This is a genomic window from Magnetococcus marinus MC-1 (assembly GCF_000014865.1).
GTDB classification, from domain to species: Bacteria; Pseudomonadota; Magnetococcia; order Magnetococcales; family Magnetococcaceae; genus Magnetococcus; species Magnetococcus marinus.
Genome location: NC_008576.1, coordinates 1,611,921 through 1,621,449, shown reverse-complemented (window position 1 = coordinate 1,621,449; position 9,529 = coordinate 1,611,921). Strand labels below are relative to the sequence as shown.

At 55.9% G+C, this 9,529-nt stretch carries 16 protein-coding genes; 4 read left to right on the top strand and 12 right to left on the bottom strand.

The features are described 5' to 3' along the window. Nucleotides 1–18 precede the first annotated feature (18 nt). Together MMC1_RS06840 and MMC1_RS06835 are read left to right on the top strand one after the other, a co-directional pair. Complete coding sequence (locus MMC1_RS06840) at nt 19–345, top strand: type II toxin-antitoxin system RelE/ParE family toxin (RefSeq protein ID WP_011713002.1); 327 nt, start codon at nt 19–21, stop codon at nt 343–345. Further along, nucleotides 338–652: a helix-turn-helix domain-containing protein gene (locus MMC1_RS06835; protein WP_011713001.1), complete on the top strand. Its 315-nt coding sequence runs from the start codon at nt 338–340 to the stop codon at nt 650–652. Before MMC1_RS06840 ends, MMC1_RS06835 begins: the two co-directional genes overlap by 8 nt. 68 nt (nt 653–720) lie before the next feature. On the opposite strand, the gene MMC1_RS06830 is transcribed toward MMC1_RS06835, so the two are convergent. Next, nucleotides 721–1,113, bottom strand: coding sequence for a hypothetical protein (locus tag MMC1_RS06830; RefSeq protein ID WP_011713000.1), 393 nt, complete (start codon nt 1,111–1,113; stop codon nt 721–723). 5 nt (nt 1,114–1,118) lie between these two features. Then, nucleotides 1,119–1,859 (bottom strand): phage tail tube protein, encoded by a 741-nt coding sequence (locus MMC1_RS06825; RefSeq protein ID WP_011712999.1) that lies wholly within the window; start codon nt 1,857–1,859, stop codon nt 1,119–1,121. Nucleotides 1,860–1,924: 65 nt separating this feature from the next. On the opposite strand from MMC1_RS06825, the gene MMC1_RS06820 reads away from it, so the two are divergent. Beyond that, nucleotides 1,925–2,122 (top strand): hypothetical protein, encoded by a 198-nt coding sequence (locus MMC1_RS06820; protein ID WP_041640935.1) that lies wholly within the window; start codon nt 1,925–1,927, stop codon nt 2,120–2,122. On the opposite strand, the gene MMC1_RS06815 is transcribed toward MMC1_RS06820, so the two are convergent. From MMC1_RS06815 to MMC1_RS06775, 8 genes are read right to left on the bottom strand one after another with little or no spacing between them, the layout of a single operon-like run. Next, nucleotides 2,095–2,499 carry a phage tail terminator protein gene (locus tag MMC1_RS06815; protein WP_011712998.1) on the bottom strand — a complete coding sequence of 135 codons (405 nt, stop codon included), beginning with the start codon at nt 2,497–2,499 and terminating at the stop codon, nt 2,095–2,097. The genes MMC1_RS06820 and MMC1_RS06815 overlap by 28 nt on opposite strands. Before the next feature lies 1 nt (nt 2,500). Next, entirely contained in the window at nt 2,501–2,860 is a 360-nt protein-coding gene (locus tag MMC1_RS06810; RefSeq protein WP_011712997.1) for a hypothetical protein, read from the bottom strand. A gap of 2 nt (nt 2,861–2,862) precedes the next feature. After that, nucleotides 2,863–3,780, bottom strand: coding sequence for a hypothetical protein (locus MMC1_RS06805; protein ID WP_011712996.1), 918 nt, complete (start codon nt 3,778–3,780; stop codon nt 2,863–2,865). A gap of 11 nt (nt 3,781–3,791) precedes the next feature. Next, on the bottom strand, nt 3,792–4,052 hold the full coding sequence (locus MMC1_RS06800; RefSeq protein WP_041640933.1) for a hypothetical protein: 261 nt from the start codon (nt 4,050–4,052) through the stop codon (nt 3,792–3,794). Beyond that, nucleotides 4,052–4,369 carry a head-tail joining protein gene (locus MMC1_RS06795; RefSeq protein WP_011712994.1) on the bottom strand — a complete coding sequence of 106 codons (318 nt, stop codon included), beginning with the start codon at nt 4,367–4,369 and terminating at the stop codon, nt 4,052–4,054. Before MMC1_RS06795 ends, MMC1_RS06800 begins: the two co-directional genes overlap by 1 nt. 2 nt (nt 4,370–4,371) lie before the next feature. Beyond that, nucleotides 4,372–5,385, bottom strand: coding sequence for a major capsid protein (locus MMC1_RS06790; RefSeq protein WP_011712993.1), 1,014 nt, complete (start codon nt 5,383–5,385; stop codon nt 4,372–4,374). 2 nt (nt 5,386–5,387) lie between these two features. Continuing rightward, nucleotides 5,388–6,053, bottom strand: a complete 666-nt coding sequence (locus tag MMC1_RS19770) for a head decoration protein (protein ID WP_011712992.1) — start codon at nt 6,051–6,053, stop codon at nt 5,388–5,390. A 14-nt stretch (nt 6,054–6,067) separates the two neighbouring features. Beyond that, nucleotides 6,068–7,378: a S49 family peptidase gene (locus MMC1_RS06775; protein WP_011712991.1), complete on the bottom strand. Its 1,311-nt coding sequence runs from the start codon at nt 7,376–7,378 to the stop codon at nt 6,068–6,070. Nucleotides 7,379–7,469: 91 nt separating this feature from the next. Between MMC1_RS06775 and MMC1_RS06770 the strand changes: the two genes are divergently transcribed. After that, complete coding sequence (locus MMC1_RS06770) at nt 7,470–7,799, top strand: hypothetical protein (protein ID WP_041640931.1); 330 nt, start codon at nt 7,470–7,472, stop codon at nt 7,797–7,799. A gap of 1 nt (nt 7,800) precedes the next feature. On the opposite strand, the gene MMC1_RS06765 is transcribed toward MMC1_RS06770, so the two are convergent. Both MMC1_RS06765 and MMC1_RS06760 read right to left on the bottom strand, forming a co-directional pair. After that, complete coding sequence (locus MMC1_RS06765; RefSeq protein WP_011712990.1) at nt 7,801–9,285, bottom strand: phage portal protein; 1,485 nt, start codon at nt 9,283–9,285, stop codon at nt 7,801–7,803. Then, nucleotides 9,285–9,500, bottom strand: coding sequence for a phage head-tail joining protein (locus MMC1_RS06760; RefSeq protein WP_041640929.1), 216 nt, complete (start codon nt 9,498–9,500; stop codon nt 9,285–9,287). Before MMC1_RS06760 ends, MMC1_RS06765 begins: the two co-directional genes overlap by 1 nt. Between the last annotated feature and the right edge of the window lie 29 nt (nt 9,501–9,529).

The window sequence follows — 9,529 nt, the reverse complement described above, 5'->3', positions numbered from 1 at the left end:
ATATGCTAACTTTTAGGGATGAAATGGTCGATCACTTTTTACAATGTGAACGTGCAGCAGGAGATCCGCTCCTGGCCTGTTGGTATTCACGCTGATTTTCTTCGCTTGGTCCAACTGCTGGAGGAGTTCGGCATGGACCTGCGCATGCCCCATTCCCGTGCCATGGGAAAAGGATTGTTTGAATTGCGCTGCAAAGGGTCAGAGGGCATTGGTCGAGCGTTTTACTGCACGGTCAAAGGGCAGACCATTGTGATCCTGCACTCGTTTATCAAGAAAACCCAAGAGACCCCTGCGAAAGAGCTGCGTACTGCGCAGAAACGTCTCAAGGAGGTGAAAAATGGCTGATGGCTACAACCCTCTTCCCCTCAATATTAAGGACGAGTTAACCCACGCCCGACTGAAGCCGGGCTTTAGTGAGGCCTATGATGCTTTGGAAGATGAGTTCCAGGCTTTACGAACCTTCCTGTCGGCCCGCAAGGAAGCAGGGCTTACCCAGGAAGAGATTGCCAAACGAATGGGCACCACCAAAAGTGCCGTATCCCGTCTGGAATCTTCCCTGGGCGATCATAAACACTCTCCATCTATTGCCACTCTGCGTAAATATGCCAAAGCGGTTGGCTGTAAGTTGGAGATCAAGCTGGTTCCTCAGTAATTACGGCTTCTCGTTAAGGCTGTTTTCGAAGGAGAGTGCATCCAGGAACATCTCCCAGGTGTAATCCATCACACCGGGGTGTCCGAGTTTGATGAGGGTGAAGATGGCCCGCTTGAACTGTCCGACCCTTCGTTGGAGGTCGTCAGCATCTGGTTCAGCCGCTTCCCGGCCTCCTCCAGACGCTGGCAGGCGGCGAAAAAATGGGGGTTCTCCTCCTTGATCGCCGCGATGATGGTCTCCAACACCTCTGGTTCCATCGCATGGATCTGCTCTGTGGTCAGATCGGTAAAGGTGCGAATATCTTGGATGGTGACCTCTTCAAATAGCACGTTACCTACCCAGTCGGGCTCTGTGGCCTGGGCATCCACTGCTTTGTTAAAAAATTGGTAAATCTCACCCACTATAAACTTCCGCACATGGTAGGCGAGATCACCCGCTGTTTTGGCAATCAGACGTCCCAAGGTACTTACCCCTCAATCTGCATCAGTTTGAAGAATTGGGAGACACCCGCACCGGTTTTGCCGTCGTCTTTGAGGACGTCGAACGTAAATTCAATGCTGCCAAAGTCGTCGGTAACCAGTCCCAGGGAGGATGGGGTGTTTTTCACCCGGTAGACATCCAGCACCACCGGCTTGCCGTCGAAGGCTTGGTTGAAGCCGTCAAAACTCATGACGTACTCCTTACCGGCATTGAGGATCGCTTCCACACTGGCGGAGGATGCATGGGTGTAGGTCATGAGCACCGTATCCCCATCCACCACGTTGGTGGCATTATCCAAAATGCGCACACCACCCCCTTTGACCTCATAATCGGTACCTTCCACCAGGGGTGTGCCGCTGTTGGTGAGGGAGACAGCTGAGAGATCCACCCCTTCCTTGGCACGGAGGTATCCACCTCGATAGGCCACATGGGATTCATCCGTAACGGTACCGCCCGTAACAGACCCAGACTCACCAAAGGTGGCCATGGCCAGGGATTCGGTATCAAAGCCGTGGGCGGTGATTACAAGCTGCACATCGGTGATCAGAGAAACGGTGTCGGCGGTGCCACCACCGGGAGTGGAGTAGTTTTTGAGAGTTTTCTTCTCCTCACTGAAACTGAGTTCGACTTTGGAAGCTTCGCCCAAAAAGCGCATGCCTGCGCCGCCACCAAAGGGGCCGATGAAGCATTCGCCGCCGCCGATGAGTGTGTGCGTTTTTTTGCTCATTTTTCCAACCTTTGTGTATTGTGGTGGCCATAGGAGCCATTCCACATATTCATAGGAGAAAGACCATGGCCAAGACGCCAAAGCCTGAACCGCCCAAGAGGCGAAATGCCATCGCGCGGGTGGTCACCCAGATCCCGCAGCAGATGATCCCCAACAAGAAAAAGCAGCAGAAGCCCAAACATCGCCCCGATTTCCGCAAGGATTGGGGCGATGCCTTTTTTGAGCTACTGCAGCATCAGTTTTTGAAGATGAAAGAGGTTTGAAAGGCCAACGGGAAGTAGAAGATCCCGTTGGGCGAATAGTCTGGTGAATAAGCCGACTGTGTCCGCTGAAACGGTTTGAACGTTGCTCTATCGGGCGTCCACCCCACCACTGTGTTGATCACCCGGCTGATCAGTGCCCCGGCATCACTCTCGGCATCCCGCACCACCACCAGACAGAGCCAGGTCTGCTCAACCTTCTGCTGATTACCCTGGATTGGCCCCGGCTTGTCCTCTTCCAGAAAGATGATCACCGTAGGCGGTATCTCTGCCTCTTCATGAATCACCGGCATGCCCCAGGATGAGAGCACGCGGATCTCCTCAAGCTGATCCTTCAACCGCTGAACGATCAGCCCTTCAACCTGCAAATAATTTTGCACCTCAGATCCTTATCAACGGCGGTAACACAGAGATCAGCGGGCACCCCCCTGCGCTGGAAGAGGTCCCACCGCCTGAACAGTCGTTGGGGCCAAACCGATGGGGAAAGGCAGGGGTGATCTGGGTCAACATCTGACAATGACTGGCCGGTGGAATAGGTACGTTAAGCAGACTGATCAGGGGGATACCTGACGGATAGGCGATACTTGAGGTTGCCCTTGGCTCCAGATAACCTCCCATATAGGAGATAGCCTGGTCCAGAAGCGTTGCATGGCTGCCGTATCGCTCCAGAACACCACCCACAGATGGGAGAGGCCAATAGGCACCCTCCAGGGCAAAACCGGGATCATTCAGATCAGCCATGATCAGCCCTTACGAATGATCATGGATTCGGTGGGTCCGTTGGTCTGCACCACCGAGTACTGCTTGCCATCCATGGAGAGCACATCGTGGGTTGCCGCCATATTGTCGGGGATCACCCAGATATCGCACAGCGAGGAGATCTCACCGTACATCAGGGGCATATGGTTAACGTTGTGGCCCATCAAAGGCCAGGCTGGGATGGTGGAACCACCGGCACCATCCGGTACCTTCTGGTCACTGCCCGAAGGCATGGCCAATGTTGAGAAACAGACCGTTCCAGCGGTTAGTGACGCTGATGTGCCTGTGACAGGGGTCTCGTCTTTCTGCATCTGTCGGGGTGAATAACCCAAAGTGCCATACATGGCATATCCGAGGTTGCACCACAGAAACGGCGGCCACCCGGCGGCCGGGGTATCCCAGGGCAAGTATCGGGTTCGTTCCACAATACCGGATGGACCAGGTTTGATGGTACTGGCCCACCCTGCTGCCGTCTGGCTGGCAAACATGACAAACCGTGCTGAGGCCCAGATATAAAGCGACCCCCCATTGCTCGTATCGATGCGTTGGTTGTAGCTGGTGCTGTCACTGGTGCTCGCCATATTGGTCCCAGCGTGACCCGTTGCATCCCATACTTCATACACCTTGGGAAACAGATAGCCGGTGGTGTTCAGATCCACACACAGATATTTGAAGGCGCTGGCATCATCCGCCAGCGGGGCCTTCAGACACTGCATGTTGGTTCCGGCGCTGGCATCATGCAGGGTCCATCCGGCGGCCACCTGAGAGATAACCTGGGTAGAGGCCTGGTTGCAGGATGCCGACAACGTCGCTTTATCGGTGGTGCCGGTCAGCAGCGCAACAATATCCGACAGCATGTTGCTGATGCTGGCTCCAGCGTTGTAATCATAACGTGCGTACACGACGGTTGCTCCTATCGATAGTCATAGGATCCACGCAGATCCCAGCGCTTGTTAAACTTGGTGGAGCCTTCGGCAAACAGGATGGAGACCGGATTGCCCCCCTCATAGGCGATGCGCCGGACAAACCATGCATCATCAGCATCCAGGGCCCCTGGATTGGCCTGCCCGATGTATTCAGGGTTGCCATCCAGGTCATAGGCAATACGGCGGATGAGCAGACTCTCCGCCTCATGCACCAGTTCGGGAAACACCTTCTTAAACAGAGACACCATTACCTCCGAAGAATCAGCGCCAACCAACCATCCCCATGGGGTTGCACATCCATGACGCGGTAGTTGATCCCACCGACCGCCACCCCATCACCCACCGCAGGACGTGTGGCAAAGTCGGCCTCTCGCCCCTCAATGACCGGTCGATAGCTCTGCACCGGCACACCAACGGCATCGATGGTGGTGATCTCACGGCTGGAATCAAAAATGGCGGAGAGCTCAGATGGCTCCCCGCCAGCGGGGGTGTGGATGATGGCTTGGCCAAAGACCTCAATACAGGCTGCATTGAGACCAATCAGCCCGTCATCCCAGGCAGCCATGATCAGCTGGCGGTCAGTTTGACCAGCACGCCAGGGCGGTGGCACATGGGCAGCGGGTTGGACTGGGTGTGCAGGTCGGTGCCCCGTTCAAACTTACGGGGCTCCTGCTTGGCATAGAGCGGCTGCCCCAGGGTGTTAACCGACTCATTGAAGTCAGCCGGGGCAAAATAGGTACAGAATGTCTGGCTGGTCCCTGTAGGAAACGCATGCCCCTCCCCTGCAGCGATAAAGCGCCGCACGGCACCACCGGGATCCGTCGCTTGGCCCCGATACTCTTCGAATATAACGCCTCCAAACTCAAACCCATGGCGCATGTCACTACGCAACATCAGCCCCTGCTGCCAAAGCTGATAGGCGCTTTCGACGCGGGCATGGCCGGTCAGGGCATCCATAAACTCTGGAGAAACCAGCACATGGATCCCGGTCATGAATTCCCCCCGGAGGTTATCCTCCAGATAGCGTTTCAGCTCCAGGCATTTGGCCTTCACATCGGTGGTAGCGTCATCCAATTCAAAGTTGATGGTTTTAGGGCTGATTTGGAACTCATCAAAGAGGTTGTAGATTACCGAGCCATCGGCATCGAGTATCTCTCCCTTCAAAGCCCCCATACGCAGGTGCTCAAGAGTGATGGCATGTTTATCCCGCATGGATTGCAGATGCATGGCCAGCACATCGGAGACCGCCTCAAGCTCCCCTTCACTGCCGAAGGCACGCACCCCGGCAATCTCTTCAGGGAGCACCACATCATCATGGGGGATATGGGGAATAACAAAGGAGCGGATACGCCGTTTTCCGCGCTTACCGGTACTTCCAGGGGATCCTACTGCTGCGGTAGGCAGCAGGGAGAGCACCCCATTGCGCTCCTCAATGGCGATCTGGCGCAGTCGGACCGGTTTGGAAGGCATCAGATTGAGGCCCTCAAGCTTACCGTAGCGGTTGGGCAGAATATTGATGGCCGCTGTCAGAGCTACCGCCCCGAAAGCGTCATTATTGAATGGATTTGCGGCAAGAGCCATAATCATACTCCCAAACGGATAAGGATGCCCCGGGCCTCAAGGGCCGCCGTGGCTCCCAGTTTCTGTGTTTCATTGATGGATTCAGGCCAGACCACAGCATGGTCAGCCAGAATGGCATGGCGAAGGATGGCCACCTCTGGGGTATCCTGGCCTACAGAGGCCACTACCCGCTGAGCGATGATGCCGATAGGATCAGCAGAGCCATCCACCGCTGTGGGGTCCATGGCCACTACGTTGCTATCCCCGGTGACCAGCACGGTGAAGTGATCCCCCACCACAAAGTCAGTGGTTCCATCATCTATGGTGAATTTCAGGTGAGAGGTGTCATAGGCCATCCCCACCGTCACATCGGGCAGGCGGTGACCATTGGGATCCACTACCTGAAAGGTGCCGCTGTCGGCGCTGGCGATGATGCAAGTGAGGCTGTAGACACCGGGTACGGCCTGGGATCCCAGGGTAACGGTCCCGATGGTACCATCCCCGGAGTTACCCGCATCGGCCGCAGCGGCTACCTCGGATTTGGTACGGCGACCAATCACGGTACCTACAGGCAGTACCCGTTCGGTCCCCACCCCACCCAGCACGGTGACGGTCTCTCGGGAATAAAGGTTGGGGGCTTCAAACTTGAGCACATCCCCAAGATTGTTGGCTTGTTGAATCGCAGGCATGGTTGATTACCTCCTTATTGACCGGCGAGTTTGCGGCAGGAGGCCACCACCGGGTTGGTTTCAAGACTCTGTCTGGGCTGCATACGGGTGCCATCACCAGGCATCACCTCGGAGTGGATCTCTTCAGCATCGGCCCGTTTGGCCAGTAGCTCTTTGCGTACCGCCTCAGCAGCAGTACCTTCGGCGATATAGCCGCCTGCCAAGTGAGGCATGCCCGCCAGGGCACAGAGATCGACAATAGCCTGCGCTTCGTTACGCATCTGTTGGCCATGCTCGGCTCGGACCTTGTCTAGGTCCACAACGTTGGATACCGCAGATTGGTCAGTCAAATCCGACATTATGTCGGATTTGACGTGAAGGTCAGGTTGGGATTGTCGTGACGTGACAACAGATGTTTCAGCCGCCGGATTTTCTTCCATGGGCATGGTTTCCTCCATATACACAGGTTCCCGCGGCAGTGCCGCTCGGTGAGAATGGGTCTTTTTGGACGCATCAATAGTTATTGACAGGCCAGCCAGGGCATCCCGGATGGTGCCAACCTGGTCAGCCAGACCAACCCGGATTGCCTTGTCGCCAAAGAACAGGCCTGCCTCGGTGGCACGCACCGCCGATTCATGCATCTTGCGACCTGCCGCCACGGCGGCGACGAACATACCGTAGAGCCGATCTACCTCCAGTTGCAGGTTAGTCCGGGCCTCTAGAGAGAGAGGGGCGTGGGTGGAAAAGTCATTTTTCCGGGCTCCGGCAAACACCGTGGTGTAGCTACGCCCCTCTTTGGCATCCTTCTCCGACTCATCCACATGAACAGCTATGACGCCGATGGAGCCCACCCCCGCAGTCTGGGGCACGATGATCCGATGAGCCTGGGAGGCGATAAGATAGGCAGCAGAGAAAGCGTCATCGGCCAGCGCCCAGATGGGCTTGCCCTGCCCCGCTTCACTGATCATGTCGGCCAGATCGAACACGCCACCCACCTCACCACCAGGGGAGTCGATATCCATCAGGATTGCTCGCACGGCTGGGTCGGTAGCAGCATCCAGCAGTTTTTCTTCAACGGATGCGTAGGACGTGAGTCCCGATGCAGCCTCAATGGCTCCCGCCCGTTTTACCAGGGTGCCGTGGATAGGCACGACGGCGATTCCATTGGGGGTGACCATCAAATCAGAGCTATGGTCCTTGGGCTCAAAGCCGCTGGGCATGGCCGTTGGCTCCAAGCCGACGCGGGGACCAATGACCGAGAGGATGGTCTCCAAACGGGCGCGGTCGACCATAAGCGGCGTCCCGAGAATCCGGGATGCCAGATGGGGCAACATGTTTTGTGTCATGGTAATTCCTTCAGACATGCCATATCGAGATTGCTGCGCATCTGAAATACGCGCATAATCTCAATGATCTATCAATTGAGGAGATGTGCTGATGCTTCAGGATTTAAAAGCTATTGAATATCGTTGGGGGCTTCTGAAACCAGGGATGAAACCTTCTGATTTACCACTAAAAACATGGAAGTCTTCAAACATCCCGTCTGAGTTTATTAAGCAGATGCACGAGGTAAATCTTCTTAATCTCGGTGGTTCTTATGGCAAAAAACACCTGGGAGATCCTCTTGAATACGATCACCTCAGAATTATTCTCACCGACGATGTTGTAGAGATTGAGGTATACAATCGTGGAATTTGTATCATGATGAACCTTGATGAAAACGTCCTAAGCATTCACAAAGCAGTGAGCCATCTTCAAAACGCTTAATTTATGCATTCAGATCCACAAGCTCTGTATCACTCTGCTTGCTGTCCCGCGAAACTCCCGACCGGGAAGTACGCCGTGAGTCAGAGTCAAACACAAGCCCCAGTTCATCGGCACGCTTGTTATCGGCTACGATCTCCCGGTCGATCTCTTCGATGTCATAGCCGTAGGTAGAGACTGCTTCAGCCCGACTGAGCAGACCAGCCCGGATCGCCCAGATGATGGAGTTCATCTCTTTTTGTGGATCCACCCAGGTCCACCCTTGAGGTATCCACTTCACCGCCAGATATTCACGGCGGCGTTTGCTGTACTCGGGAAGCTGCAAAGCACCCGACAAAACAGCCTGATCCATCCACCGTTCCCATACAGGGCGGCAAAGCTGATGGATCAAGACCATGCGCTGGATCTGTTCCATGCGGCGGCGAAACTCCACCATGCCAGCACGGATGGAGGAGTAGTTCACCCCAGTGAGGTCGCCGGTGAGTTGCTCATAAGTCAGCCCAAGCCCTACAGCCACAGCGCGGAGTTGGGTGCGCATGAACTCCCCGTATTGACCGCCCACGTCTGCCGGATCGGAAAACTTTACATCCTCACCGGGTAGCAGGACCTGCATGGTGCCGGGAGCCCAGGTGACGGGGACGGCCCCCTGTTCATCCGGGTCCTGTCCATCCTCACCGCCAACGCCCAACTCGGGGTCAGGTTTGGTGATGAAGCCGGCGATGAGCGCGGCGGTCTTTTTCCGCACCAGCTCCGCATCGTCGTACTGATCCAACTCATGGAGGCGGACCAACGCCTGAGCCATCCAGGGTTCTCCTCTTAGCTGACCGGGGCGCAGAGGTTTGAAAATGTGACACACTTCTGAGCCTGGCACCCGGACTACATCCCCCGCTTTGAACAGCATGGGCTGTTCACCGGGGTGTTCCCGAAACAGATGGTAGGCGACCCGGCGACCGATCTTGTCAAACTCAATCCCAGCCCTTACCCGATGCCCGTTGGGTAGATCCCGGCTGTCACTGGCAGGGAGATGTTCGGGCTCCAATACCTGGAGTTGAAGGGGGACTAACAAGCCATCACGGGCATCCCGATTGCGCAGCCGTACCAGCACCTCGCCCCCCTCGATCATAGCGCGGGCAATCAAAGCCTGAAGGCCATAGAAGCCCAGCATGCCGTGGGCATCGGCCTCTTTTGTCCAGGCCAGCCATAAAGACTGAATCTGGGCTTTGATCTGGGGGTCTTTTACCGTGGATTGGGGCTTGATACCGGTACCCACAAGGTTCCCAACCAGAGAGTCTACAGCGTTGGATGCCCAGGCATTACGGCGCACCAAGTCTCGTGAGCGTGCACGCATGAGGGTGGCATCGCGAAACAGCAGGGCATTGATCCCGGCCTCTTCCGGCTGCCAGTTACCCAGCCGCCGACCAGATGCGGCCCCTTCATATCCTGCCCGGCGTTTGGGAGGACCACCAAACAGACGCTTAAACAGCTTCATTAGAGATCCTTATTGCTGCGCACGCGCAGGTGTCGGGCGACACGACGGTTGCCACCATTACGGGCTATTTCTCGGTCCAATAGATCCAACGCTTCACGGGCTTGGCTGAGGTCATACTGTACGGTCTTATCCCCATGGCTGACGCGAGTTTGAAGAGATTCCAAACGCTCCAGGAGTTTATCTCTTCGGACTTGTAATTCGGATACTGTGGCCATGGACATACCTCCAGTCAAAGGGCATTCTG

Excerpts from the sequence above, each read along its gene's own strand:
- MMC1_RS06840 (WP_011713002.1), top strand. The coding sequence starts at position 19 with ATGAAATGGTCGATCACTTTTTACAATGTGAACGTGCAGCAGGAGATC.
- MMC1_RS06835 (WP_011713001.1), top strand. The coding sequence starts at position 338 with ATGGCTGATGGCTACAACCCTCTTCCCCTCAATATTAAGGACGAGTTA.
- MMC1_RS06825 (WP_011712999.1), bottom strand. The coding sequence starts at position 1,859 with ATGAGCAAAAAAACGCACACACTCATCGGCGGCGGCGAATGCTTCATC.
- MMC1_RS06820 (WP_041640935.1), top strand. The coding sequence starts at position 1,925 with ATGGCCAAGACGCCAAAGCCTGAACCGCCCAAGAGGCGAAATGCCATC.
- MMC1_RS06810 (WP_011712997.1), bottom strand. The coding sequence starts at position 2,860 with ATGGCTGATCTGAATGATCCCGGTTTTGCCCTGGAGGGTGCCTATTGG.
- MMC1_RS06800 (WP_041640933.1), bottom strand. The coding sequence starts at position 4,052 with ATGGTGTCTCTGTTTAAGAAGGTGTTTCCCGAACTGGTGCATGAGGCG.
- MMC1_RS06795 (WP_011712994.1), bottom strand. The coding sequence starts at position 4,369 with ATGGCTGCCTGGGATGACGGGCTGATTGGTCTCAATGCAGCCTGTATT.
- MMC1_RS06790 (WP_011712993.1), bottom strand. The coding sequence starts at position 5,385 with ATGGCTCTTGCCGCAAATCCATTCAATAATGACGCTTTCGGGGCGGTA.
- MMC1_RS19770 (WP_011712992.1), bottom strand. The coding sequence starts at position 6,053 with ATGCCTGCGATTCAACAAGCCAACAATCTTGGGGATGTGCTCAAGTTT.
- MMC1_RS06775 (WP_011712991.1), bottom strand. The coding sequence starts at position 7,378 with ATGACACAAAACATGTTGCCCCATCTGGCATCCCGGATTCTCGGGACG.
- MMC1_RS06770 (WP_041640931.1), top strand. The coding sequence starts at position 7,470 with ATGCTTCAGGATTTAAAAGCTATTGAATATCGTTGGGGGCTTCTGAAA.
- MMC1_RS06765 (WP_011712990.1), bottom strand. The coding sequence starts at position 9,285 with ATGAAGCTGTTTAAGCGTCTGTTTGGTGGTCCTCCCAAACGCCGGGCA.
- MMC1_RS06760 (WP_041640929.1), bottom strand. The coding sequence starts at position 9,500 with ATGGCCACAGTATCCGAATTACAAGTCCGAAGAGATAAACTCCTGGAG.